At 56.7% G+C, this 26,094-nt stretch carries 22 protein-coding genes; 15 read left to right on the forward strand and 7 right to left on the reverse strand.

From position 1 onward, the window contains the following. The first annotated feature begins 18 nt into the window (after positions 1–18). The 5 genes from MPN23_RS03330 (at position 19) to MPN23_RS03350 (ending at position 5,393) form a co-directional block, all read left to right on the forward strand. Positions 19–525, forward strand: a complete 507-nt coding sequence (locus tag MPN23_RS03330) for a ferritin (RefSeq protein WP_243546137.1) — start codon at positions 19–21, stop codon at positions 523–525. Between the two features lie 106 nt (positions 526–631). Continuing rightward, a complete protein-coding gene (locus tag MPN23_RS03335; RefSeq protein WP_243546138.1) occupies positions 632–2,317 on the forward strand; it encodes a 2-oxoacid:acceptor oxidoreductase subunit alpha in 1,686 nt (561 codons plus the stop codon). A gap of 9 nt (positions 2,318–2,326) precedes the next feature. Next, entirely contained in the window at positions 2,327–3,178 is an 852-nt protein-coding gene (locus MPN23_RS03340; RefSeq protein ID WP_243546139.1) for a 2-oxoacid:ferredoxin oxidoreductase subunit beta, read from the forward strand. Between the two features lie 65 nt (positions 3,179–3,243). Further along, complete coding sequence (gene ettA, locus MPN23_RS03345) at positions 3,244–4,926, forward strand: energy-dependent translational throttle protein EttA (RefSeq protein ID WP_243546140.1); 1,683 nt, start codon at positions 3,244–3,246, stop codon at positions 4,924–4,926. A gap of 137 nt (positions 4,927–5,063) precedes the next feature. After that, positions 5,064–5,393: a DMT family transporter gene (locus MPN23_RS03350; protein ID WP_243546141.1), complete on the forward strand. Its 330-nt coding sequence runs from the start codon at positions 5,064–5,066 to the stop codon at positions 5,391–5,393. Here MPN23_RS03350 and MPN23_RS03355 read toward each other — a convergent pair. The 4 genes from MPN23_RS03355 to MPN23_RS03370 all read right to left on the reverse strand — a co-directional run bounded on the left by MPN23_RS03355 (position 5,390) and on the right by MPN23_RS03370 (position 11,334). Next, positions 5,390–6,202 (reverse strand): EAL domain-containing protein, encoded by an 813-nt coding sequence (locus MPN23_RS03355; RefSeq protein ID WP_243546142.1) that lies wholly within the window; start codon positions 6,200–6,202, stop codon positions 5,390–5,392. The genes MPN23_RS03350 and MPN23_RS03355 overlap by 4 nt on opposite strands. A gap of 179 nt (positions 6,203–6,381) precedes the next feature. Beyond that, a complete protein-coding gene (locus tag MPN23_RS03360; protein ID WP_243546143.1) occupies positions 6,382–7,452 on the reverse strand; it encodes a linear amide C-N hydrolase in 1,071 nt (356 codons plus the stop codon). 213 nt (positions 7,453–7,665) lie between these two features. After that, positions 7,666–9,909: a carboxyl transferase domain-containing protein gene (locus MPN23_RS03365; protein ID WP_243546144.1), complete on the reverse strand. Its 2,244-nt coding sequence runs from the start codon at positions 9,907–9,909 to the stop codon at positions 7,666–7,668. A 6-nt stretch (positions 9,910–9,915) separates the two neighbouring features. Then, a complete protein-coding gene (locus MPN23_RS03370; protein WP_243546145.1) occupies positions 9,916–11,334 on the reverse strand; it encodes a biotin carboxylase N-terminal domain-containing protein in 1,419 nt (472 codons plus the stop codon). Between the two features lie 248 nt (positions 11,335–11,582). Between MPN23_RS03370 and MPN23_RS03375 the strand changes: the two genes are divergently transcribed. Continuing rightward, positions 11,583–12,845 (forward strand): NAD(P)/FAD-dependent oxidoreductase, encoded by a 1,263-nt coding sequence (locus tag MPN23_RS03375; protein ID WP_243546146.1) that lies wholly within the window; start codon positions 11,583–11,585, stop codon positions 12,843–12,845. A gap of 58 nt (positions 12,846–12,903) precedes the next feature. On the opposite strand, the gene MPN23_RS03380 is transcribed toward MPN23_RS03375, so the two are convergent. Beyond that, positions 12,904–15,135: a CHASE2 domain-containing protein gene (locus tag MPN23_RS03380; protein ID WP_243546147.1), complete on the reverse strand. Its 2,232-nt coding sequence runs from the start codon at positions 15,133–15,135 to the stop codon at positions 12,904–12,906. Between the two features lie 197 nt (positions 15,136–15,332). Here MPN23_RS03380 and MPN23_RS03385 point away from each other — a divergent pair, with 197 nt between their 5' ends. The 6 genes from MPN23_RS03385 (at position 15,333) to MPN23_RS03410 (ending at position 21,419) form a co-directional block, all read left to right on the forward strand. Beyond that, complete coding sequence (locus tag MPN23_RS03385) at positions 15,333–16,655, forward strand: TolC family protein (RefSeq protein WP_243546148.1); 1,323 nt, start codon at positions 15,333–15,335, stop codon at positions 16,653–16,655. 22 nt (positions 16,656–16,677) lie between these two features. Continuing rightward, on the forward strand, positions 16,678–18,390 hold the full coding sequence (locus tag MPN23_RS03390) for an ATP-binding cassette domain-containing protein (protein WP_243546149.1): 1,713 nt from the start codon (positions 16,678–16,680) through the stop codon (positions 18,388–18,390). 19 nt (positions 18,391–18,409) lie between these two features. Next, positions 18,410–19,744, forward strand: a complete 1,335-nt coding sequence (locus MPN23_RS03395) for an HlyD family type I secretion periplasmic adaptor subunit (RefSeq protein ID WP_243546150.1) — start codon at positions 18,410–18,412, stop codon at positions 19,742–19,744. Between the two features lie 357 nt (positions 19,745–20,101). Next, positions 20,102–20,284 carry a ferredoxin gene (locus tag MPN23_RS03400; protein WP_243546151.1) on the forward strand — a complete coding sequence of 61 codons (183 nt, stop codon included), beginning with the start codon at positions 20,102–20,104 and terminating at the stop codon, positions 20,282–20,284. A 151-nt stretch (positions 20,285–20,435) separates the two neighbouring features. Next, positions 20,436–20,843, forward strand: a complete 408-nt coding sequence (locus MPN23_RS03405; protein ID WP_243546152.1) for a hypothetical protein — start codon at positions 20,436–20,438, stop codon at positions 20,841–20,843. A 78-nt stretch (positions 20,844–20,921) separates the two neighbouring features. After that, positions 20,922–21,419, forward strand: a complete 498-nt coding sequence (locus MPN23_RS03410) for a GNAT family N-acetyltransferase (RefSeq protein ID WP_243546153.1) — start codon at positions 20,922–20,924, stop codon at positions 21,417–21,419. On the opposite strand, the gene MPN23_RS03415 is transcribed toward MPN23_RS03410, so the two are convergent. Both MPN23_RS03415 and yihA read right to left on the reverse strand, forming a co-directional pair. Then, positions 21,416–21,862, reverse strand: a complete 447-nt coding sequence (locus MPN23_RS03415) for a DUF1499 domain-containing protein (protein WP_243546154.1) — start codon at positions 21,860–21,862, stop codon at positions 21,416–21,418. The genes MPN23_RS03410 and MPN23_RS03415 overlap by 4 nt on opposite strands. A 79-nt stretch (positions 21,863–21,941) precedes the next feature. Beyond that, a complete protein-coding gene (yihA, locus tag MPN23_RS03420; protein WP_243546155.1) occupies positions 21,942–22,544 on the reverse strand; it encodes a ribosome biogenesis GTP-binding protein YihA/YsxC in 603 nt (200 codons plus the stop codon). A 109-nt stretch (positions 22,545–22,653) separates the two neighbouring features. Here yihA and MPN23_RS03425 point away from each other — a divergent pair, with 109 nt between their 5' ends. The 3 genes from MPN23_RS03425 (at position 22,654) to MPN23_RS03435 (ending at position 26,084) form a co-directional block, all read left to right on the forward strand. Then, positions 22,654–23,115 (forward strand): type II 3-dehydroquinate dehydratase, encoded by a 462-nt coding sequence (locus MPN23_RS03425; protein WP_243546156.1) that lies wholly within the window; start codon positions 22,654–22,656, stop codon positions 23,113–23,115. Between the two features lie 54 nt (positions 23,116–23,169). Then, positions 23,170–23,727: an elongation factor P gene (gene efp / locus MPN23_RS03430; RefSeq protein ID WP_243546157.1), complete on the forward strand. Its 558-nt coding sequence runs from the start codon at positions 23,170–23,172 to the stop codon at positions 23,725–23,727. An 83-nt stretch (positions 23,728–23,810) separates the two neighbouring features. Beyond that, positions 23,811–26,084 carry a DNA translocase FtsK gene (locus MPN23_RS03435; protein WP_243546158.1) on the forward strand — a complete coding sequence of 758 codons (2,274 nt, stop codon included), beginning with the start codon at positions 23,811–23,813 and terminating at the stop codon, positions 26,082–26,084. Positions 26,085–26,094 lie beyond the last annotated feature (10 nt).

Here is a 26,094-nt window from a genome sequence, read left to right on the forward strand (position 1 = left end):
TATTCAAAGGAGAATGCCATGCTCAGCCAGAAAATGGAAAATGCGCTCAATGATCAGATGAATTGGGAAATCTACTCGGCGCATATCTATCTCTCCATGTCTTCGGATTTTTCCCGCAAGGGCCTGCCCGGCATTGCCCAGTGGATGCTGGCCCAGTATCAGGAAGAGATGTTCCATGCCATGAGATTTTTCAACTATATCAACGAAGCTGGTGGGCACGCCAAGCTCGGCGTGATCGATGCGCCGCCCTACGAGTGGGAATCGCCGCTCAAGGCGTTCGAGGTTGCTCTGGAGCATGAGCAGGGCGTGACTTCGCGCATCAACGCACTGGCCGATCTGGCCATGGAAGAGCGCAACCACGCCGTGGGCATCTTCCTCCAGTGGTTCATCTCCGAGCAGGTGGAGGAAGAGGATACCGTGGGCGACATCGTGGGCAAGCTCAAGATGGTCGGCGACGGCGGCGGCCTCTTCATGCTGGACCGCGACCTTGGTACGCGGGTATTCACTCCGCCGACAACGGCATGATTCATGCGGCCGGACAGGACATCCTGTCCGGCCGTTCGTTTTTTCGCCCTGTAAACAGCAACGTCGCCCTTCACCGTGACCGGCAAGGGCGGCAGGGAGCCGGAGCATGACGGAAACGAGCATCAACATTCTTATCGGCGGCGAAGCCGGGCAGGGGCTGGTCACCATAGGCCAGCTCATGGCCAAGGCCCTGATTCGTGCCGGGTACAACATTCTGGTGCATCAGGATTACATGTCGCGCATTCGCGGCGGTCACAACACCTTTGCCATCCGTACCGGGCCGGACCCGATTTACGCGGCGGTCGAGGACGTGGACATTCTGGTGGCGCTCAATGCCGAAACTCTGGAGTTGCATCGGGAGGAACTGACCGACCGGGCCATTGTGGTGGTGGATGAAGCCATTGATTGTCAGGGAATGAATGCGCTCCGGGTGCCGTTCAAGGAGTTGGCTCCCAAGCCGTTGTTTCACAATACCGTGGCGCTCGGGGTGCTTGGCGCATCCGTGTGCAATGACGTTTCGATTCTGGAAGGGCTGTTGCACGAGACGTTTCACAAGAAGGGTGACGAGATAGTGCAGGCCAATGTGGAAGTGCTGCGCAAGGCCTACGATTGGGTTCGGGAGCAGGAGTTCGATTTCACCTGCATGCCGCCCCCACCCGAGAATCCGGAACCGGCCATGATGATCAACGGCAATGAGGCCATTGCCATGGGCGCACTGGCTGCGGGCTGCAATTTCCTGTCCTTCTACCCCATGACGCCGTCCACCTCGGTGGCTTTGACCCTGATCAGCAAGGGGGCGGCTCTGGGGATGGTGGCGGAACAGGCCGAGGACGAGATCGCGGCCATCAACATGGCCCTTGGCGCATCCTATGCCGGTGCGCGGTCCGTGGTCACCACGTCCGGGGGCGGTTTTGCCCTCATGGTCGAGGGCATCAGTCTTGCCGGGATCACGGAAACTCCGGTTGTCGTGGTGCTGGTGCAGCGGCCCGGTCCGGCCACGGGCCTGCCCACGCGGACCGAGCAGGGCGACCTGAATCTGGCGTTGTATGCCGGACATGGCGAATTCCCGCGCGCAATTTTTGCGCCCGGCACTCCCGAGGAATGCTTTTATCTGACCTACCGGGCCTTTGATCTGGCCGAAAAATATCAGACTCCGTGCTTTGTTCTTTCCGATCAGTATCTTGCGGATTCCTATCGCAATGTGCCTCGTTTCGATCCGGATCTTCCCGAAGTGGCGTCGTCCGTGCTGGAGCCGGAAAATCCTGCTGAATACAAGCGGTATGCCATGACCGACGACGGAATTTCACCACGGGCGATTCCCGGATTTTCCGAGGCGCTGGTCAAGGCGGATTCCGACGAGCATGACGAGGCCGGGCATATCATCGAGGATGGACCGACCCGCATCGGCATGAATTCCAAGCGGATCGTCAAGGCGTGCGGCATGTGGCACGAGGTGGTGCCGCCCGAATATTACGGGGAGGAAGGCGCGGACGTGGTCCTGCTGTGCTGGGGGTCGACCCTGGGGCCGTGTCTGGAAGCCATGGAAAGCATGAAGGATCACACGTGCGGCGTGCTGCATTTCAAGCAGGTCTACCCGCTCAATGAAGATCAGTTCATGGATTTTCTGGAGGGCGCCGGACATGTGGTTGCCGTGGAAGGCAATGCCACGGCCCAGTTCGCGCGGCTGCTCGGTCAGGAAACCGGATTCCGGGTGTCGAGCTTCATCCTGCGGTTTGATGGCAGGCCGCTCACGTCGTGGTACATTCTCAAGGGTCTTGAAAGCATCATCTAGGAGGGCGGCATGGTATCCATGGAAGAGTACGGCAAATTCGAAACCGCCTGGTGCCCGGGATGCGGCAATCACGCCATCCTTGCCTGTCTCAAGCAGGCTCTGGCCGAACTGGAACTGGCTCCGCATCAGGTCTGCATCGTGTCCGGCATTGGACAGGCGGCCAAGACCCCGCAGTACATGAACTGCAACATGTTCAACGGGCTGCACGGCAGGGCGCTTCCGGTTGCGCAGGGGGTGAAGCTCGCCAATCCCGAACTTGCCGTGGTGGCGGTTTCCGGGGACGGCTGTTCCTACGGCGAAGGAGGCAACCATTTTCTCGCGGCATTGCGGCGCAATGTGAACATGACGCTCATCGCGCATGACAACCAGATCTACGGCCTGACCAAGGGACAGGCCAGTCCTACCACGGCCCGGGGGCAGGCGACCAAGGCCCAGCCCGGAGGCTCGCCGTCCGAACCGCTCAATCCCGTGGCTTTGGCCGTAACCATGAAGGCCGGATTCGTGGCGCGGGCCTTTTCCGGGGAAAAGGACCATCTGGTGACCATGATCAAGCAGGCGATCTGCCATCCGGGATTCGCCCTTGTGGACGTGTTGCAGCCATGTGTTTCCTTCAACAAGGTGAACACGTTCGCCTGGTACAGGGAACGCTGCTACAAGCTCGGCGAGGATCACAATTCGGCGGACTGGGATGCGGCCATGACCGTGGCCATGGAATTCGACGAGCGGATTCCCATCGGCATACTCTACCGCAACAGTCGCGCTCCGTTCGGTTCGGGCATGCCCGGGCTGGAAAAGGGACCGCTCGCACTGCGTTCCGTGAACAGGGAGGAACTGGTCTCGATTCTTGCCGGATTTGAATAGCTGGACAAATTCGTCGGGGTCTGCGAAGTCTCCCTGAACACAACGATGTTCATCAGAGGAGAAACATGAGCAACGAACCTGACAAGATAATCTATTCCATGTACCGGGTCACCAAGCGCCATGGACAGCGCGAGGTGCTCAAGGACATTTCCCTGTCGTATTTCTATGGCGCAAAGATCGGTGTGCTCGGCCTGAACGGCTCGGGCAAGAGTTCCCTGCTCAGGATTCTGGCCGGAGTGGATGCGAATTTCGAGGGTGAGACCCATGTGAAACCCGGATATTCCATCGGCTATCTGGAACAGGAACCCCTTGCCGACGAACAGCGCACCGTGCGCGAGGTCGTGGAAGAGGGCGCCGGGGAAATCATGGCCTTGGTGCGCGAGTTCAACGAGATCAACGAAAAGTTCGCCGAGCCCATGGAGCCCGAGGAAATGGACGCTCTGATAGAACGTCAGGGCAAGGTCCAGGAACTCATGGACGCCAAGGGCGCATGGGATATCGAGTCCAAGCTGGACATGGCCATGGACGCCCTGCGGTGCCCGCCGGGCGATACGCCGGTTCCCGTGATTTCCGGTGGCGAGCGTCGACGTGTGGCCCTGTGCCGTCTGCTGCTTCAGAGCCCGGACATCCTGCTGCTGGACGAGCCCACCAACCATCTGGACGCGGAGTCCGTGGCATGGCTGGAACGGTTCCTTCAGACCTTCCCGGGTACGGTCATCGCCGTGACCCATGATCGCTATTTTCTGGACAACGTGGCCGGATGGATTCTGGAACTGGATCGCGGTCATGGCATTCCGTGGAAGGGCAACTATTCCTCGTGGCTCGAACAGAAGCAGAATCGTCTGGCCAAGGAAGAGAAATCCGAATCCGATCGGCAGAAGACGTTGAAGCACGAGCTCGAATGGATTCGCATGTCGCCCAAGGGGCGCCGTGCCAAGAGCAAGGCTCGTATCAATGCCTACGAGGCCATGGCCAGCCACGAGAGCGAGCAGCGGGCAAAGGATCTGGAAATCTACATTCCGCCGGGACCGCGTCTCGGCAAGCAGGTTGTTGTTGCCGAGGGCATTTCCAAGGCCATGGGCGACAGGCTGCTTGTGGATGACATGAGCTTCATCATCCCGGCAAACGCCATTGTGGGCATTGTCGGTCCCAACGGCGCGGGCAAGTCCACGCTGTTCAAGATGATCACGGGGCAGGAGCAGCCGGACACCGGTTCCCTGACTCTGGGCGAGACCGTGGAGCTGGCGTATGCGGACCAGAACCGCGAGTCCCTGATTCCGGGCAAGACCGTGTTCGAGATCATCAGCGGCGGGCAGGAGACCATCAAGCTGGGTTCCCGGGAAATGAACGCCCGTGCCTACTGCTCCCGTTTCAACTTTGCCGGCTCGGATCAGCAGAAGCCCGTGGACGTGCTGTCCGGCGGCGAGCGCAACCGGGTGCACATGGCCCAGATGCTCAAGTCCGGGGCCAACGTGCTACTGCTTGATGAACCGACCAATGACCTTGACGTGAACACCATGCGCGCTCTTGAAGACGGCTTGGACAACTTTGCGGGCTGCGTGCTGGTCATCAGCCATGACCGCTGGTTTCTGGACCGTGTCGCCACGCACATCATTGCGTTTGAAGGCGACTCCAAGGTCGTTTTCGTGGAAGGCAACTATTCCGACTACGAAAAGGATCGCAGGAAACGGCTGGGCGCGGAAGCGGATCAGCCGCATCGCATCAAGTTCCGTCGGCTTACGCGGTAACGCAAATGAAAAGCAAGGACCCCGCCGGATGGCGGGGTCCTTTGTTTTTGCGGAAAAGGCGACTATGATCTGGCTGTCTGCGCTGGATGCGAATATTGTCGCAGAATTTTGAGGCGCATTTTTGCGATGGAGGTGTCATGCTCAAGAGTTGGATTATCCTGCTGCTGTCCATTTGTGCGGAAGTGAGCGGCACTACCTGTCTGAAGTTTTCCGATGGGTTCACCAGACTGCTGCCTTCACTGGGGGTGGCAATTGGCTACGGGCTGTCGTTCTGGGGACTTTCCCTTGTGTTGCGTCATATGGAGATGGGCATGGCCTATGCGGTTTGGTCCGGTGTGGGGACAGCGCTGGTCGCTCTGATCGGCATTGTCTTTCTGGGCGAACAGGTCGGATTGCTCAAGATGATGTCCATTGGATTGATCGTGGCGGGCGTGATCGGGCTGAATCTGTCCAGCGGTGTCCATTAGGCGGATTTGACGTGCAACATTTCAACGCAGGCTCTTGAAAGGTTGGGGCGGGGATTTGCCGGGCGGGCCAGATGATATCCCTGCCCGTAATGTGCGCCGAGGGACTTGACGCAAACGAGCTGTTCCCGGGTTTCCAGTCCTTCGCAGATGATGACCGAGCCGATCTTGTTGGCGAACGTGACCAGAGTTTCCACCAGAGCACGTTTGATGCGATCCTGATGAATGTCCGCAATGAGGGACTTGTCGAGCTTGATGTATTCGGGCTGAAGTGCGGCAAGCGCTGACAGGTTGGAGTAGCCGGTTCCTGCATCATCCAGAGCCACCTGAAATCCCTGATTCCGGTAATGCGACAGGGTGCGACAGAACAGGTCGAAATCGTGAATGCTGTGCCGTTCCGTGACTTCAAAGACAATGTTTGCCGCAGACAACCCGGCGGATTCGAGAAGTCCCATGGTCTTGCCGGGCGTGAATTCCGGATCGGCCATGGTTCGTGGATGGATGTTCAGGAACAGCTTCTGACCCTGCCTCATGCTGCCAGCGCCACGAATGGCCTTTTCTCGACAGATTTTTTCCAGCGCAAAGAGTTTGCCGACCTGTTCGGCTGTTTCGAAGAGTACGGCAGGGGATTGCAGATGCGACCCTGAGGGACCGCGGCTCAGGGCTTCCCAGCCGAGAATGGTGCAGGCTTCGATGTTCATGATGGGCTGATACAGGGAAGTGATCCGTCTTTGCTGCAGAATCTGACGGAATTCATGCGAAAGAGGGAGAAAATCGTGCGGGAAAGCCTTGATGGACAGGGTGGTGTGCATCGTTTCCTCGTTTGTTGCAGTAGGGCCGATGGTCTTGTTCGGCACGACTGGACACTACGCCTTTTCCCGAGCATGGGGTGACGATTGCGAGACGGCGGCATGACCGTTGCGTGGAAATGAAAAAGCCCGGCCTTGCGCATGCAAGGCCGGGCTTTTTTTTTCGAATGACGTTGGTACCGTCAGGGCGTCACGTCCAGAATGCCGTTGCCGGAAATGGTCTGGACGTTGATGGGCATATAATCGGTGCGCGAGAAATCGAGCCGCTTGAGGTCGACCATGCGCAGGGTGTGGTCCTTGTAGGAGTTGAAATGGACCTTGAGGTTGGTCAAATCCTTTATGGTGGTCCACTGGGTATAGTCGGTGTGCTCTCCGTCCGGGGCCTTGGCGCGGGCAACGCCCGGAAGCACGTCCACGGCATTGAGCAGGTGACGGGTCAGAGTTACGGCCTCTTCCGCGTTTTTCGGCTGGTAGGCAAAGGATTTCATGACTGCAAGGCGTGTGAACCGGGAGGGGCCGGTGCTGTCTCCGGGCAGGCCGAGCGTACCGGAACCGTAGCCGGTGCCTTTTACCTGAATGCCTTCCAATTCCCTGTTCTGCACCCACGGGGTGAGATTCACGTAATTGCGCAGGTTGGCAAGCTGCATGGGGAAGGGCGGATCATTGGTCATCACGCCAAGGGGATTGTCGTACATGTGCAGCTTGCCGCCCACCCATTCAACGACAAGGCTTTTGCCGGAGGCATCGTGCACGGCCATGTGCAGGGTGGGGACCATCTGCATTTCCGGCACTTCGCGTCCCCAGACCAGAACCTTGGGAAGGGCTTCGGCGACCTCGTCCACGGAAGCAAAGGAACCCAGCACCCACGACGGCAGGAATGACGAGCCCATGGCCTTGCCGCGTTTGGACGCCGGGATTTCCTGATACCCTACGGAAGGAAGCCAGAGCACTTCCGCAGTAAGACCCTTTTCATTCATGCCGTCCGCAACCTGCCGCATTCCCAGAACCGAGAATCCGACAAAGCCGTATTTCTGTTTCCACTGCATGCCGGTCTTGCCATTCGGTGCCGGAGAGGACCATTTTTCGCCCCGGGCGCGGACCACGAGGTCTGCCGGGAGCGGGCTGGAAAAGTCCATGGACCGACCAACCACATGCGTCCCGTCGGTGGAGGAAATGAGAAAATCGGAACAGGAGAGGGCCGGAGAGGCCGTGAGCATGATGAGGAGTGCGAACAGGGCGGCGAATCGTTTCATGGAAGCTCCTTGGGAAGGCGATGAGGTTGCGGTCGAATGTGTTTCTGTCGAGCGGTGCCAAGCCGCTTGTTTTCATTTTCCATAGCAAATCCGGAAAGGCTTTATCCAGCGAAAAGAACAGGAATTATTTACTGCCATGTCAGGTAGGAAAAGAAAGGAAAACGGCCCGACTTCCGGAGAAGTCGGGCCGTTTTTGATCAGGCGATGGGCGGTCTATCTGTAGTACAGGTTGCGGCCGCCAATGGTCAGGAAGGACTGATGCAGGTTCTTGCGGATGTCCCGCCTGCTCCAGACGCCCTGAATGTGGCCCCGGGAAAGGGCCTTGTAGCAGTTGTGATAATTCGGCGGAATGTCGATGCCCGTGGTTTCGCGGATGACGCCGGGACCGGCAAAGCCGAGACGCGACGAACGAACCGCATACTGATACGGGGAGCAGCCCAGAAACGAGGCCACCGGACCAGCGTAGGAATTGGTATCGTATAGCACGATGTACAGGCCGCCAGCCTCGATGTACTTGCGCACGGCCAAGGTCACGCGCGGCATCTGGATCAGGCCGTTCACGCCTTCCTGAATGCGGATTCCGGCAGTGCCGTGAATGTAGGCCAGAAAGGGACGATGCTTTTTCTGGGCGATTTCGAGAGCGCGAATGAATTTTTCGCCTTCGGCCGCGCCGACGGAACCGCCTCTGAATTTGGCGATGAGCATGGCGCAGGTCAGGTCGATGTTCTCCACGCTGGCATGGAAGGTCATGCAACTGCTGCCCAGTCCGGTCTTGTCCTTGGCCGCTTCGATGCGTTCATCGAAGTTCGGGAATCCCGTGGGGTTGCCCGCCACGATGTCGCGGTTGAATTCCCGGATGGAGCCTTCATCGAAGACGTTGTGCAGATACCATTGGTATTCCATGGGGAAATGGTGGCCGCACGTGGGGCAGACGCCAGCGAAATCCGTGAACAGGTCCTTGGCCCAGATGTCCATGCAGCCGCGTTTGGCGGAGTAGGGGCAGGAAACTTCCCGATCCTCTCTGGCCTGCGGGCTGACATAGCTGGTGCCGTTGTCCAGATGCCCGTTGCTGTCGTCGCGGGAAAGACTGGTGAGTTCCATGACCTTGGCGTTGTCGATCGGGGATTTCATGCCGATTTTTCCGGCAACCGAGCGGTATATGGAGTCGATTTTTCCCGTGATGACATGGATCTCGTCCGTGACCTCCTCGGCAATGCGCTGGATGTTCTGCTTCAAGGGTTTGAGCAGGCCGTAGCGCACCGAGGAATAGGTGGACGAGACAACGCCGGATCGGGCCGCGTTGAGTTTTTCCCAGAAGGACCGCTTGTCCTGATAGGCGTGTTGGCCCAGTCGGCGATATTTTCTGTAACGACGCGCCACCAGACGTTCCCGGGCGGATTCGCTCATGTCCCAGCGTACGATGATATCCAGATTCTTGCGGAAATGGCGCAGGGCCAGCGCACGGAACAGACGTACGCCGCGCACGGAGAGCGTGACCTCGTCGGTTGCCCGCACGACCTGTTCCCGCAGGCGCTTGTAGAAGTCGAAATGGTCGGGACGTGCGCCAAGGGGCGGTTCCTCGACTATCTCGTCGATGTAGCCGTTGCGCAGGTTGTCCTGCGCCGTGATCATCTGGGATTTGGCACAGGAGGCGATGAGTTCGACCGGAGCGCGTTCCGGGCCGCGAATGTGGCCTTCAATGGCGGCAGCACCTTCGGGCGAAATCACGGAATAATAGCCGTGGGACATCATGAGGCGCTTGTCTGCCATGCCGATGGCCTCGGCTCCGCCGGAACCGCCTTCGGAAAAGATCGCGATGATGGGTACTTCCAGCCCGGCCATTTCATAGATGTTTTCCGCGATCTGCTGAGCCGCTCCCGGAAAATCCTCCACAGGGTAGGACCCCGGGGTGTTCACGTAGGCGTGGATGGGGATGCGTTCCCTGGCCGCGACCTTCATGTACTTGAGGGCCTTGGAGTTGCCCCACGGCTTGATCGATCCGCCGTTGCGGAACTCCTCGCCGTGTCCCTTTTCCTGCCCCACGACCATGACGGGCTGGTTGATCAGCTTCTTGCCCTTGCGCCGGGAAATGTAGGCTCTGGCAATGAGCATGCCCGGGTCGATGCTGTGCTCGTCCTTGCCCCCGATTTCCGAGTAGTTGTCGTAGACGTTCTCGAGAATGTCCTTGAGACAGACCCGCTGGGGATGGCGCACGATGCGGACCTTGTCCATGGGTGTGAGCTGCCTGTCCAGCGCTTCCTCAAGGGCGGAAAGTCTTCTGTCCAGCGCTTCGAGCGTCTTGAACTGGTCCTCGGCGGATTTGCGTCCGTGCTTGTCCTTGAACCCGGCGACCTCCAGAGCGAAAGCCTCCAGTTCCGGGCGCAGGCTGCCGCCGAGGATTTCGCGGGCATAGGAAATCCGCTCAGAGAGAGCTGTCAGTTTTTTTTCAATATTCATTGTGTATTAGAACTCAAGAAGGTTTGCAGTCTTCTGTTTCAGAAACGGAATGTTCGTTCGCATGGAGCCTCCGGCGGAGTCGGTTCCGTCAAGATGAAGCTGGTTCAGGAATTCCATGCCTCTGGACTTGGCTTGCTCAAGGTCATTGCCCCAGACAATGGCCAGCGCCAGATTCGGGTCGTATTCCGTGGGAATCTGATAGGCGCGTTCACGAGGGACGTGCGTGTGCACGGAGAGCCAGTCGTGTTCGGGCCAGTTCATGGTCTCGATCCTGCCTACCCATGGCGCAAATCCGTTTTCCGTGTCCTCGGCGATGATGCGGTACTCGATGCTGACGCCGTCAAAGGAAACGTCATTCTGCGAGTAGCCGAGCGGTTCGCCAAGGCCGATGCGAATCTGTTCGCGCAGCAGGTTCACGTTGGAATCTGCCCGGACATTGGCAATGCTGGCGGAAACGCCGTTTTCCACCTGGATGCGCGTGTTCACTTCCATGAGGAACGGTTCTCCGTCCGGGGTGACGATCCACTCCCACGTGCCCACGTTATCGTATTTTATTTCCCTGGCTATGCTCAGGGAGTAGCCCACGATATCATTCATGAGCTTGTCTGCGTCAAAGGTGTAGCGCAGGTCCTGCGGCCAGAAACCGGGCGCGACCTCGATGCGTTTCTGCAGACCCGGGCTCTGCACCGAACAGTTTCGGGTGCCGAAATGCACGGGATTTGTCCCGGAACGATCCGACACGATCTGCACCTCAAGATGATTGAAGTTGAAGATGCGCTGTTCGATGAGCACGCCCTCGTCATTGAACGTGCGGAGAGAATAGTTGCGGATGCGGCGATAGACCTGACGAAAGCGCGCCATGTCCTCGACTTCGTCGATTCCCATGCCGCCGCCTCCGGCAGAAGCCTTGATCAGAACCACGGGACGTTTCACGCCCATTTTTTCCTGAAATTCGAAAAGGCTTTCCGCTATGGTTTCCGCTTCCAATTCATCATAAATGGCGCGGTCCGATCCTGGAACCGTGGGCACACCGAGCTTTCTGGCGAGCCGTTTGGTATTGATCTTGTCGCCCAGATCGCGAATCACGCGCCAGGAAGGGCCGATGAAGTTCATCTTCCGGTCGCGTTCCGTGACGCGGCGCGCAAAACGGTAGTTTTCCGAAAAAAATCCGTATCCCGGGTGAATGGCGGTTGCGCCGGACTCGTCGGCTACCGACAGAATGTCGCCGGCGTCGAGGTAATTCTGTATTCTGTAAAGGGAGTCCGAGCCGCCCAGTTTTCTGGCCATGTCCACATGGCCGGAATCTTTGTCTTCTTCTGTGTACAAGGCGACGAAAGGAAGGCCGAGATCCGTGCAGGCCTCCATGATGCGGACAGCTATTTCGCCCCTGTTTGCAATGAGTAGTTTGTTTCCTTCGATGCTCACGGTGGGTCCATGTCTCCTGTTCGAGATTGTGAGGTCGCAATAAATACCCATTCTTACGCCTTCTGGCAAATTTTCGAAATGAGTGGATTGCCAATCATGACGGGGTGTTGTGATCAAACAGGCGTTTTAATTTTATAATGTGGATTTTTTACAAAAAAATGGCTAGATGTAGATTGAAATGTCAGTACTTTGATTGTTTTTATCAAAAAGCGTAAAAACTGCATATGAAATCAGGGTTGGTGGTTTTGATGAATTACGTAATTGTCGGAAATGGAGTCTCTGCGATAGGTGCCATTGAAGGGATACGTTCCCGGGACCGGGACGGCCGCATTCTCGTGATCAGCGACGAGCAGGTTCCCACGTATGGCCGTCCGCTTATTTCCTATTATCTGGCGGATAAAATCAAGTTGGAGACCCTGCCTTTTCGTACCGAGGAGTTCTATCGGGACAATGGTGTGGACATGAAACTCGGCGCACGAGTCGTGGTCGTGAATCCTGCCGAGCGCACCCTTGAGCTTCAGGATGGAGAGGTGGTGAAGTACGACAAATTGCTGCTTGCCACGGGCGGCAGTCCGCTTCAGCCGAAAATTCCCGGAATCGAGGGGAAGGGCATCCACAACTTCACCACGGTTGCCCATGCCGAATCGCTCAGGGAAATCGTCGACAAGGTGAAGCGCGTGGCAGTGATCGGAGCGGGGTTGATCGCGCTCAAGGCTGCCGAGGGTTTTGCCGAAAAGGGCATTGAGGTTTCCATCATTGTCCGTTCCCGGATCATGCGTGCCTACTTTGACGAAACTGCGGGTGACATGATTGTTTCCCATCTGGAAAGAAATGGGCTCCACTTTTATCAGGGGGCCGAGACAAAGGCCATTCTTCGCAACGAAGACGGTTCGGTTCGCGGAGTGGAAACCGACCGGGGCGAAGTGCCGGCCGACGTGGTGGTGATCGCTGCCGGTGTCAGACCGAACATGGGGCTGGCCATTGCCGGGGGCATTGAAACCGGGGCGGGCGTTCGGGTCGACGATTTCATGTGCACCAGTGACAGCAACATTTTTGCCGCCGGAGACGTTGCCGAGGCCAAGGACATGCTGACCGGCGAATATACGGTTCGCCCCATCTGGCCGAATGCCTACACGCAGGGGCGTTACGCCGGACAGAACATGGCTGGGGCGAATGCCCCGTATTCGGGCGGCCTTTCCATGAATTCCGTAACCTATTACGGGCTGCCAACCATTTCCGTGGGGAATTCCGAGGAAAACGAGGCCACCGGCCATGAGGTAGCGGTGCATCTGGACCGGGAAAATTCGGTATATCGCAAACTGGTCTTCAAGGACGATGTACTTGTCGGTTGCGTGCTGATCGGCGACATTGACGCCGCCGGATTCTACACCAGTTTCATCAAGAACGGTTTCCAACTGGACGAGGAAGGAAAAAAACGGCTGATGGATGGCGATCCTTCCCCCTCGCTTTGGCCCGAGGAGTTCATCGAGGCGATGCTCAACAATCCTTAGGCCTTGACACTGTACAGGAAATGGCAGGCGGTTCGGATGACTCGGACCGCCTGTCATTCTATTTGGTCTTGTGGGTGAAGACACCGTCCCATCCCGGTTCCGGCGGTTCTTCCTGCAAATGCGCGCATCTGTCCACATACATGGAGTAGAGGATCGGTTCCCGGCCAGACTCCTGCAGTCGGGAGAACAGGGAACAGGCGTCGCTGAATCGGGTTGCCTTGTACAAGGCGAGTCCCTCGAAGTATGTGTCCAGTTCCTCCTTTCGTTCCGCAGCCTCCTCGTGCGTATAGGCGGTGTAGATGGTGACGGGCTCCTGCTTGCCCTTGACCCGGACGCTGTCCAGTTCGCGAAACACATAGGCATCACCACAGGCTTCGACGATTTTTCCGCTGACCACGAGAGTCTGTCCATAGAATTTGGTCAGTCCTTCCAGACGGGAGGCCAGGTTCACGTTGTCGCCGATCAGCGTGTAGTCGAACAGGTCGGCCGAGCCCATGTTTCCCACGCGAACCGCGCCCGAATGCACGCCGATGCCGATGGCTATGCCTGAACCGTATTTTTCCACGAACAGTTCGTTCAGCTCATGAAGGCGCGCCAATTGTTCCTTGGCTGCCTTCATGGCTTGCAACTGATGATTGGGAACGTCGAGGGGAGCGTTCCAGAAGGCCATGACCGCGTCGCCGATGAATTTGTCCAGTGTGCCGTGATGTTCGGTGATGATTCGGGTCATGGGCGTCAGGTAGTCGTGCAGCAGATTGGTCACCTGCGTGGGGGAGAGTTTTTCCGACAGCGAGGTGAAGCTGCGGATGTCGGAAAACTGGATGGTGATTTCCTTTTCCTGACCTTCGAGGCTCAGGGAGTCCGGGTCGTCCATGATGCGGTCTATGACCGAAGGAGCGAGGTAGTGGGCGAACGCGCCGTGAATGAAGCGTTTGGCCTGTTCCTCGCGCCAGAACTTGAGGGCCGTGAGCAGGGTGAAGGTAAGCCCCAGCCCCATGAAGGGGTACAAGGGGGAAGCGTATATGTGCTGGGTCGTGTACAAATGGACCGAGCCCTGCCACATGACTATGCTCAGGCCGAGCAGCGGCAATGCGATCCAGGCCGCCCTTGCCCACATGAGCAGGAAGGTGGTCATGATGCATATCAGCAGAAGCGCGAAGAATTCCAATCCCTGTGCCCAATCCGGAATATTGATGAATTCACGTGAAAGCAGATTGTCCACGATGGTGGCGTGCGCCTCGACTCCGGGATAGCCGGGATCAAGTGGAGTGGGGCGGATGTCCTTGAGTCCGGCTGCGGAAGTGCCGATGAACACGATTCTGTTTTTCAGGGCATCCTTGGGAATCCGCTTGTTGAGCACATCGGAGGCGCTGTAGTAGGGAAATGTCTTTTGCGGCCCTCGGAAATTGATGAGCATGCGGCCGTGCTTGTCCAGCGGAACCGTGGCCACCTTGCCGATCCTGAGGGAGTCCACGCCGATGGAGGACATTTTCAGGGTGATGGTCTTTTGTCCGACCGCTTGTGACAGGGCGGCCAGTGCAAGGCTGGGATAGAACTTGTCATTCCATGAATAGAGTAGCGGCACGCGGCGGTATACGCCGTCCAGATCCGGGGAAATGGTGATGAAGCCGGAGCGGCGCGCGGATCGGGCCAGTTCGGGCAGTGGACAGACGATCCCTTCCGCCCGGGGGAGCGCTGCATGGGGAGATGGAGAGCCCGGAGGCGACAGGACTGCGACTTTTGCCGGGGGAATCGGGCATTCGGATGATGCCCTGGCATCCCCGAGCTTTTCACGAGCTTCGCGGGTCATGAAGTCGAAGCCGAGGACAAAGGGGCCTGTCTTGAGATTTTTGGCAAGCAGGGCATCGTTGTCCTGCAGGGAAGGGGGAAGGCCGTTGATGGTGATGTCGAGCTTGAATGCCTCTTTCAGTTCCTTTTGCAGAATGGAGGGCGAGGTGCGGTCCGGTTCGACGAAAATGATATCCGAAGCAATGGATGTCGCACCGTATGCCTGTATGTATTTCAGCAGCATGGCCACCCGGTAGCGGGGCCATGGCCATTGTCCGGCTTCGGCAAGGCTCTTCTCGTCGATGTCCACGATTGCAGGGATGGGGGTGGTTTTTTCGGAGTGATATCTGTCCATGTACAAATCGTACAACTTGTAGTCGAGAAACCGGAAGAATCTGGGTTGCAGCACGAAGAGTACGGCCATGAGCGCTGTGGCGCACAGCCCGACGGCGAGCAGGATCAGCTGATCCTTTTTGAAGTGTCTTTTCAACCAGCCGGCCATGTGGCACCTCTTGTTTTTTGCATTTGGAGTAATGGATGATTTTTCCATTAGGGGAAAATATACCCGAAACCTTCTATTTTTATTGCACAAAAAATATTTTTTTTGTAGTGTCAATGTGATTTGTGGCTTTGTTGTCAGTGTAATTTTCTGTTTTATATGGATTTTTTCTATGAAAATGGCGGTCAAAGAGGTCGCGCATGCCCAAAACGATCACAAGATGTAATGCGATTCTGTTGGCCTTTGCCCTGATTCTGGCTTTGGCTTCGTCCGCGTTCTGTCTTGAGCAGAACGAACTGAAGCTGGATTTGCTGCTTGAAGATCTGGTCAGGACGCATGACCGGGTCAAGGCGGCCGAGGCACAGTACCAGTCCGCCGTGCATCAGTATGAAAGGGCAAAGGGCGGATGGCTGCCGCGCGTGGACGCCACGGTTGAAGGCGGGCATGAGGACATTGACAAGCAGGGACAGAAGGCCACTTCCAAGCTGCGCAACGAGGAGACGCTGACCGCCACCCAGCTCGTGTACGACTTTGGCGGGACCAGTGGGGCCATAGATTCCGCCCGGGGCATGCGGGACGAATTCGACGCAAGGCTCAACCAGACTTCGCAGCAAATCGTCATTGCCGGGATCACTGCCTATCTACGCGTCATTCGAGCCCGGGAAATGCTGAAATACGCGTTGCGCTCCGAGGACAACATGCGCAAGCTCTCGGGAATGCAGGAGGCTTTGGTCAAGCGCGGAGCCGGGTATTCCTACGAGGAGTTGCAGGTCAAGGGACAGCTCGCAGGAGCGGAGTCCTATCGCGTGACCCAGGAGCGGGAACTGCAGATTGCCCGCAACAATTTCAAGTCGGTTTTCGGTTTTTTCCTGACGGACGAGGACGTGCACAGGCTGCTGTCCGTTTCGGTTCCCAGAAAGATGCTTCCCGCCAATGCCGACGAGGCCATCTCCGTAGCCAATGACAGCAATCCGTTTCTGCTTGAAATTTCCTATTCCCTGGAACGATTGCAGGGCGACCTGCGAAATCGGGAATCAAGATACTATCCCCGGTTCGATGCGGTTCTCGAAGGCGAGCGCAAGGAGCAGGATCAGGGCAACAGAGGTGTGCGCACCGAGAATCGCGCCACCCTGCAGATGACCTACAATCTCTTTTCCGGCATGCAGGACACCGAGGACATCCGTTCCGTCAAATCCCAGATCACCGGTACCAAACGATCTCTGCTGGATCGCCGCCGGACCATCGAGGAACAGGTGCGCAATGCGTGGCTCGAACTGACCACCTTGCGTCGCAACGTCGAGCTGTATGAGAATCAGGCCAATATCACGTGGGAATTTCTGGGGCTGGTCAAGAAGAAGAAGGCCATGGGCGAAGATGTCCGCCTGCTCGACATTCTGGTGGGCGAGCGCGACTACATCAGCTCCATCAGCGCAAAGGTGGCCGCGGACATCGACATCATCATTGCCGGGTACAACCTGCTATATCAGATGGGGCTGATCACCAAGGACATCACGGAATTGTGATCGCGCCCGAGACGTTGTTTCCATGCTGATCAAAGGAGCCGGGATGAAGGAGCTGCAACGGCGGCTTTTCCATTCCAAGACCCTCGCTTCCGAGATTTTTCTCGCCTCCTTTTTCGTGAACCTGCTTTCGCTGGCTTCACCCATTTTCGTCATCCAGATTCTGAGCCGGTACATCGGGTACGGTTTTGACGGCACACTCTACACTTTGACTTCGGGCATGTTCATTGCGCTTGTTCTTGGTGCCGGATTCAGTGTGATCAGGACGCGAATGTGTGCGGCCCTGAGCATACGGCCGGATGAGGAGCTGCAATCAGCCGTTCTCGCTGCTCTCGCCGGAATCAAGGCCGAAGCCCTTGGTCGCATTCCCTTGGCCAGGCTTCAGGAAATATCCCTTGCCCCCCAGAGTGTACAGGCTGCCTTCGAAGCTTCGCGCATTGCCGCGGTGCTGGATATGCCGTTTTTTCTCCTGTTCCTGTTCGCCACCTTCCTGCTCAGTCCCCTGCTGGCACTCATCACGCTGCTGGCTGTCATCTGTTCCCTGATTGCCGGGGGAATGAACATGACGCGCGCCAGAAAGGCCGATGCGGTCTTTCGTGAATCCCATGTCGCCCACCGAAGCATGGTCAATTCCGCCATTGCCGGGGGCGATACTGTCAGAATGTTCAATGCCGCCCAGTATCTGGGCAGGGTCTGGAAGGAACAGATAGCCAGGTTGCTTGCATTTCGAAACGGCATCGTCAATCAGAAGAGCTATTCGCAGGCCGTGGTGCAAAGCCTCGGGGCCCTGCTTCGTGTGGCTGTATACGCGGTCGGCGCAAAGCTGGTGGTGCTCGGCGACCTTACTGTCGGAGCGCTTATCGGTGCCAGCATCCTGTCGGCAAAGGCGTTGCAGATTGCTTCCAACTACAATCAGGCAGCCCTTGGAATGACAAAGGCCGGGGATACCCTGCACATGGTCGGTGAATTTCTGGCATTGCCTCGGGAATCCGGCTCGGGGTCAGCCTTGAAGGAGTATGCCGGCAAGCTTGAATTCAAGGATGTCGCCATTGCTTTTCCCGGTGCCTCCGGTCCACTCTTCGAGTCGTTGACCGTAACCATGGAACCCGGCACCATTGTCGGCATCATGGGGAAGAACGGAACGGGCAAGACCACCCTCGCCAAGCTGGCAGTTGGTCTGTATGAGCCCATACGCGGCCAGGTTCTGGCCGATGGGGTGGACCTGCGTCAGTTGGCCACGGAATGGTGGCGTTCGCAGGTCGTGTATGTGCCGCAGGAGCCTGCTTTTCTGAACGGAACCTATCGTGAAAACATTACGCTTTTGAATAGGGATGTCGACGAAAACAGGCTGAACGAAATCGTTCGGCTTGTGGATTTGAAAGGTTTTCTGGATGCCAGCCCAACTGGCCTTGATACGCCTGTGGAGGAGGGAGGAAAAACTCTTTCCGTGGGCGTTCGAAAACGGCTTGCCCTGGCCCGAGCTCTGGTCGGACAGACCAAAATCGCCGTATTTGACGAGCCTACCGAAGGGTTGGACGCCGAGGGATGTGCCGCTGTCTACAACGTGATGAACCTGTTTGCCAAACAGCGCGTCACCATGCTTGTGGTTTCCAGTGACCCTCAGATCGTCAAGGGATTCAATGCGGTTGTCGATCTCAACTCCAAACCAGTGCCCCGGATTGGTGTCGTGAGGAAAAACGGCAATGAGGCGCAGGCGGCTTCGGCGGGCAAGGGGTAGGCGTTCGATGCAGAAATCCTTGTACGACGTTTCAAAGACCACACGGCTTTTTTTCTATCTATGCATCCTGTTTTGCGTGAGCTTTCTGGGGTGGGCGACAGTCAGTCCTCTGGATATCGTGAGCGAATCCGTGGGGGAAGTCGTTCCAAGCACAAAGGTCAAGCGAATTCAGCATCTTGAAGGTGGGATTGTCCGGGAGATCAAGGTCAGGGAGGGCGATACCGTCAAGGTTGGCCAGCCTCTCGTCACGCTGGAGGCGACAGCCAGGGATTCTTCCGTGGAGGAATTGACCGTTCGAGTGGCTTCGCTCAAGGTTGAAATCCAGCGGCTTGAAGCGCAACTGCTGTGGTTTGGTGTTGCGGACGATGTTTCCCGGGTGCCTGAAGAGTTTCAGGATGAATTGTTCAAGCCGGATGAAGTACGGCTTGATTTTTCTTCGAAGCTTGCAGCCGAGGCTCCCACTCTTGTCGAACAGGCAAGGGAAATGTATCAGGCCACCAAAAACAGATTGGTCAATGATATCAACTCGCAAAAGGAAAAGATCAAGCAGCGGCAACAGGATATTCAGGAAATTTCCGCGCGGGTCCGGAATCAGAGGGATAGTCTCGCCTATGTGCGTGAACAGATCGGCATCAGTGAGGATCTGCTTAAGGATGGTCTGACCACCCGATACAAGCATTTGGGATTTCTTAAGGAGGAATCCAAGCTCAAGAGCCGGATCGAAGAGGACAGGGCGGCCCTGGAGCGGTCCAAATCCATGCTGGTTGCCGCTCACGAGAATCTGGCGCAGATCAAGAATTCCTTTCTTGAGGAAACTCAGGATGCATTGCAGAACGCACGAAGAGAAATGCTTGAATTTTCTCAGCGACTGCGCAAGATGACGGATTCACTGAGCCGTACGGTTATTCGTTCCCCGGCCAGTGGCGTGGTCAAATCCGTCTATATCGTCAACGAAGGCGAAGTGGTTCAGCCGGGCATAACCATTCTGGACATCGTCCCGTTGAACGACAAGCTCATCATCGAAGCCCACTTGCCCATAAGTGAAATAGGCTATGTGCAGGTCGGGCAAACCGCGTATGTCAAATTGGCTACCAGTGATGCCCGTCGTTTCGGCAATCTGGATGGCAGAGTGCGGAATATCAGCCCGGATGCCATTACCACCGAAAACGAAGGCACGTTCTACAAGGTCCTTGTGGAAACCGACAAGGATCGCTTCGAGCGCGAGGGCAGATTCTACCAACTGTTTCCCGGCATGCGCGTGATTGTCGGTGTTCGTACCGGCAAGCGCACCGTGATGGAATACCTGCTGTATCCCTATTTCGACGCACTCTACGAAGGCATGCACGAACGTTAGCCTTTCGGATTTCGCCTTTCGTGACTTGTTCCCATGTATTCCTCCTTGTCCTTTTGGTTCCTCTCTCCTTCCTTCATTCCCGTGCACAATGCCCCAAAATGTTTTCAAAAAGCGTTTCTTTTATTTAGAAAAACTCTAGATAAAATATAACATTATGATATTGAATGATTTTTTTGAAAAGAACAAAGCGAGGGATTTTCTTCTGGAATCTGGTGAACACGTTCGATATTTCTTGGAAAGAATGCGGCATTCGACTTGATACCGAAAAAGAGTTGCCAGGTTTTTTGCACGGAGTTATAGGGAAAAGGATTTTAAAATTGGGCTTGAAGTATTTTTTATTCATTCAGGAGGGTTGCTATGGCTATTGTTATCGACCATGACGAGTGTATAGGATGCGAGTCCTGCGTGGAAATCTGTCCCGATGTGTTCGAGATGGATGAGGACGGTGAAAAGGCCGTTGTCATCGATCCCAATTCCACGGCGGATTGCGTGGATGAAGCCATTGAAACCTGCCCCAACGAGGCTATCTCGAAAAGTTGATCCGCAGGTTCGATATGCTGCAATGGCCGCATGCAAATGCGGCCTTTTTCATGGAAAACAAAAGGTTCTGCTAATTCTGCATCGTGGGGCTGGCGGATTGTTATAAGATTCGAGCTCGGCTTGCCTTTCATGGCCTCCTGTCTATGCTGGGGTGGAAACCCTGTTTGCAAAGGAGGAGAAAATGACGAGGCAGGTGTCGTTTTCCAAAATTCGCAACGAGATGATGCGCGGTTTTCGCGATCGGATGAACCTTTCGGAGTCGACGGAGGACGTAAGGAAGTTTTACGCCGAAGCCATGCAGGCGCTGTTCAGTCAACTTATTGGCCGGGATGAGCCGGTCAACTACGGGGATGTGCGGTTGGAACCGAATTCGGATTCCGGCTATGAAATCGCCGAATCGATCCGTCGGAGACCGCTTTTCACGAGTGCCTGGAACGAATCGGACCTGCCGAACATTGTCGAGGATTTCTCTCAGGTCGCGTTGAACCGTTTTCGGCATCTCGCAGGCAATCCTTCCAGGACCCGGGCCAAGATTCATCATACCGACGGCAAACGTTGATGTCGCGCCACTTGCCTTTTGGGCAGGCTTGAATCACAATCCGGCTTCTTTGACTTGAGCGCAAGGGAGCCGTTTTTTATGGATAATCTGGTTGTTCGCAGAGTGATGGAGCAGGATTTTGCCGCCTGTCTGGATATAGAATCCAGCAGTTTCCCCGAAAGTGAAGCTGCCGGTCCGGAATCCTTGCGGATTCGCATTCGTGATTTTCCGCAGGGCTTTTACGTTGCGGAACGGAATGGCCGAGTCATCGGTCAGGTGAACAGCGGGGCCACGGACAAGCAGGACATTACGGACGAGGCTTTCAAACAGTTGATCGGCCATGACCCGGCTGGTGGGAATATCGTGATTTTTTCCCTGTCCGTGCTGCCTGAATGTCGACGGCATGGAGTCGCCGCCCGGTTGCTGGAGCGGTTCATCATGGAATCACGGGCCATGGGCAAGAACAATGTGCTGCTTCTTTGCAAGGAGCATCTGGTCCGCTACTATGCCCGATTCGGCTTTCTGGACAGTGGCGTTTCGGCTTCCACCCATGGCGGAAGCGTCTGGCATGAAATGCGTCTGCCGTTGTCGGATTAGCGGGCTTCGAACCGCTTTCTGAGTTCTTCCACGCGGTCCCGGTTTGCCCCCATGTCCGAACGGCCGACGCGGGATGCGGACCTGACATGCACGACTTCGGCATCTTCGTCGTACCAGCATTCCAGGTCGTCCACGAACCGGAAGATTCGGCTGGTGTATTCCGCATGAAGATAGTTGCCTTTGACTGCAACGACTTTGGCTCCGAACATGCTTTCAATGCTGGCGGCGAGGTCGGTCATGACCTTGCTTCGGTCGCCGGAGGCCCTGAATGGCTCCACCCTGTGCCCGGGATCATCGGCCTGGGAGGAGACGCAATTCGGCGAATCCGGGCACTGGGCGAGCAGGCCGTTGCGAACGCCAAGGTTGTCCGGAGCCTTTGAGGAGCAGCCGAAAAGAGCAATCGCAGTCAGGATCAGAAGTAACGGAAGGAAGATGTTTTTCATGACAAATCCATATCCTTGCCTTCATGGAAAAGGCAAGGATATGGTACATGATATCACATCGTTTTTCAAAAAGTTGCGGCTATTCGCCTGAGACGGCCCCGGGGCCGAGTGCGGCAAGGGCGATGATGTCCCAGAGTTTGTCCCGTCCCATGCCGGTCTTGCTGGAAAAGAGCAGCGGCATTCTGTCCTGCTGAAGGATTTCCTTCCACTGCTTCTGGAGCATGGCCCGGTCGTGCTGTTTGGTCTTGTCGGACTTGGTCAGTACCGGGATGACGGGCAGATTCATGTTCCTGATGTAGGACGTCAGCTCAAGGTCGTTTTTCTGAGGGGAAAGTCGCGAGTCGAGAAGGACCACGACGGCTTTGACGTTGTCCGATCCTTTCAGGTACGTGTCGATGAGTTTGGCCCATTTTGCCCGCTCCGTCTTGGAGCATTTGGCATACCCGTAGCCGGGCAAATCCACAAGATAGAACTCGTCAGGATGGACCTTGTAGTAGTTCAGGCTGCGTGTTTTGCCGGGTTTTGAGCTGATCTTGGCCAGTTGCTTGCGGCCGCCAAGACAGTTGACCAGGGAGGACTTGCCCACGTTGGAGCGTCCGGCCAGGGCCACCTGAGGCACGCTAGTCGGCTCCAGCTGGTTCAATTCGTATATTGTTTTGACTAACTCGATGGTTCGGTTCATAAAGAGGTACCGGATTTTAGGGTTTTCGCCGGAACAGACACTGTTCATTCATTTCCGTTGTCCCGTCAAGTCCGGCGTAATGTTTTCGGGACGCGGAGCGAGGTGTTTCATGTCGAAGTTGAAGATTTTGGTGATGAACGGGCCGAATCTCGGGCACATTGGCAAGCGGCAGCCCGAAATCTACGGCACGCTGACCATGGACGATCTTCCGGGAATGCTGGTGGGGGTGATGGGCTCGGCTGCCTCCGGTGTGGAACTGGTTCATTTTCATTCCAATTCCGAAGGCGCGCTCATCGATCGGCTGGAACGGGCCCGCGAGGAAGGCGTAAAAGGTATCGTGTTCAATGCCGGGGCCTACACCCACACGAGCCTTGCCATTGCGGATTGTCTGGCCTGGATAGGACTGCCGTGCGTGGAAGTGCATCTCAGCAACATCTGGGCGCGGACCGATCAGCCGTTGCGGCAGCGCAGCCTCATGGGGGAGCGTTGCATCGGAGTCATTGCCGGATTCGGCATTCTGGGGTATGCACTGGCCGTTCAGGCGCTATATCAGCGTATTGCGACTGTCTAGTCGTTTGTCAACAATCATCCCGGTGAGCCCGGGGCAAACAGGTTCGGAGTATATATGTTTTCGACCACGGATTTCAGGCGCGGCCTGAAGATCGAAATAGACGGAAAGCCCTTCGAGATTGTCGAATTCCAGCATTTCAAGCCCGGCAAGGGCGGTGCCATGGTGCGCACCAAGCTACGCCAGATGAAGACCGGTCAGGTACTGGACAAGACTTTTCGCTCCGGCGAAAAGGTCGGCAAGCCCGACATGGCTGTTCAGGAAATGCAGTATTTGTACAAGGACGGTACCGACTTCGTGTTCATGAACATGGAAAACTACGAGCAGATGAACGTTGCCGCTGAAAATGTGGGCAATTCCGGCGGCTACATGAAGGAAGGAGACACGATCAAGGTCCTGCTGTACAACGGCGAGCTGATCGACGTGGAACTTCCCGCTTCCGTGCTGCTTGTGGTTTCCCAGACCGAGCCCGGCATTCAGGGTGACCGTGTGAGCGGCGCGACCAAGGCTGCGACTCTGGAAACCGGTCTGGCCGTGCAGGTGCCCCTGTTCATCAACGAAGGTGACACCATCAAGATCGACACCCGGAGCGGGGCGTACCTCGGCCGCGAATAGTCGGACTTGCAACTCGTCAGGAAAATTGCGTAAAAAGGTCGTGGGCGCTTTGCCCAGGACCTTTTTTTCGAATAGAGGATTTCATGGCAGCACGCCGCAGCACACCACCACCGAAACGCAAGGGATTTGCAAGGGAATTGGCCGGACTGGCCTGTCTGTTCCTGTCCGCTTTTCTGTTTCTGAGCATTCTTTCCTTTCATGCCAACGATCCCAGCTTCAATCAGGCCGTGAGCAAGGGGTGGAAGGTGCAGAACGTGGTCGGTGTGGCCGGTTCCTATTCCGCGGGTCTGCTGGTGGAACTGTTCGGGCTGGGAGCTCTGGTCTGGCCGTTCTATTTCCTTTATCTGGGGCTGTCCCGGTTCATCCGGCGAATTCGGTTGTCCCGGCTGCGCTGGCTGGGCATATGCAGCCTTTTTCTTGCCTTCGAAGCTTGGGCCTCACATCCCTGGTTTGTTGATCTGCCGCCCAATGCCTATGGCTTGATCGGGGGCGGCTGGGTCGGCAGAGCCTTGTCTTCGCATACCTTGCCGTACCTGCGGCCGGTCGGCGCATTTCTGCTTTGGCTGTTCATTTCCATAGCTTCTCTGCAAATGACGTTGGGCTTCAGCTGGGCTTCGCTCTGGAAGCGCCTGATGGTCTGGTGGGAGGATTATTCCCTGAAACGCGGGGAGCGCCGGGAGCGCAGTCGCCGGATGAAATTGGCCAAGGCCGAGGAAAAGGCCGCCAGAAAGCTTGCACGCCAGCAGGAGGCAGAAGCTCGCGCCGAGGCCGAGGAGTTGGCTCAGGCGGAAGCGGAGGCTTCCGGCTTTCGGGAAGAAAATGAGGAAGCAGAAGATGATCTGGTGCTTACCCCTCTTGCCGAAGAGTCCAAACCCAAGAGGAAGAAGGCGGCTGCAAAGAAAAAGCCCGCAAAAAGCATCTCGGTCAAGCCCGGGGAAATGCCGGGCACGGACCTCCTTTCCTCGCCTCCGGAACAGGGCAATTCCGTGGACATGGCCATTCTCGATGCTCAGGCCGTGCGCCTCAAGGATTGTCTGGCGGATTTCAATGTGCAGGGGGAGATGCATCGCGTGGTGCCCGGTCCCGTGGTCACCATGTTCGAGTTCAAGCCTGCGCCCGGCATCAAGGTCAGCAAGATCGAAAATCTGACCGACGACATTGCCTTGGCCCTGAAGGCGGAATCCGTACGCATCGAGGCTCCGATTCCGGGCAAGGACAGCGTGGGCATCGAGATTCCCAATCCCAGCCGACAGACCATCTATCTGCGCGAGGTGTTGGAATCCAAGGAATTTCAAAGCAGCAAATCGCCTCTGACTCTGGCGCTGGGCAAGGACATTCATGGTGCGACCAAGGTCGCGGATTTGTCCAAGATGCCGCATCTGCTTGTGGCTGGCGCAACCGGCGCAGGCAAGAGCGTGGGGATCAACGGTTTCCTGCTGAGCATGCTGTACAAGGCTTCTCCAGAGGAATTGAAGCTGCTGCTGGTCGACCCCAAGCGCATCGAGCTTGCGCCCTATGCTCAACTGCCGCACCTGGTTCATCCCGTAGTCACGGAAATGTCCATGGCCAAGAGTGCGCTGGAATGGGCCGTGTTCGAGATGGATTGTCGCTATCAAAAAATGGCCAAGCTCGGGGTGCGCAACATCGAAGGATTCAACAAGAGAATCCAGAGCGGCTCCGGCATTCCCGAAGAAGCACAGGAGTGGACTCCGCTGCCGTATCTCGTCATCATCATCGACGAGCTCGCCGATTTGATGATGACCGCAGCCAAGGACGTGGAGCAGTGCATCGTGCGCCTCGCCCAGTTGGCGCGCGCTGCGGGCATTCACATGATTCTGGCTACGCAGCGGCCCAGCGTGGATGTTGTCACCGGTCTGATCAAGGCCAACTTTCCCACGCGTATCTCCTTTTTCGTGACCTCGAAATTCGATTCGCGCACCATTCTGGATTCCGTGGGCGCGGAACGGCTTCTGGGCCGCGGTGATATGCTCTTCAAGCCCAGTGGCGGCAAGCTCAAGCGCATGCACGGCGCATTCGTGGATGAAGCGGAGATCGCTGGCGTGGTGAATTTCTGGAAGGAAATGCAGCCTCAGGAATTCGATCTTGATTTTGCGGACTGGAAAAAGGATTCCGGCGACAGCAACGGCGGGGGCGGGGTGAGCAATTCCGACGACCCCGTGTACAATGAGGCCGTGCAGTTCGTGATGGATCAGGGCAAGGCATCCATTTCCCTGTTGCAGCGGCGTTTCCGCATCGGTTTCAACCGTGCTGCCCGCTACATCGAACAGATGGAGATGGACGGTCTGCTTGGTCCTCAGGAGGGCAGCAAGCCCCGCAAGGTCATCAACCCCGAATGACAACGGAGAG

Source organism: Pseudodesulfovibrio tunisiensis, assembly GCF_022809775.1.
Lineage (GTDB): Bacteria > Desulfobacterota > Desulfovibrionia > Desulfovibrionales > Desulfovibrionaceae > Pseudodesulfovibrio > Pseudodesulfovibrio tunisiensis.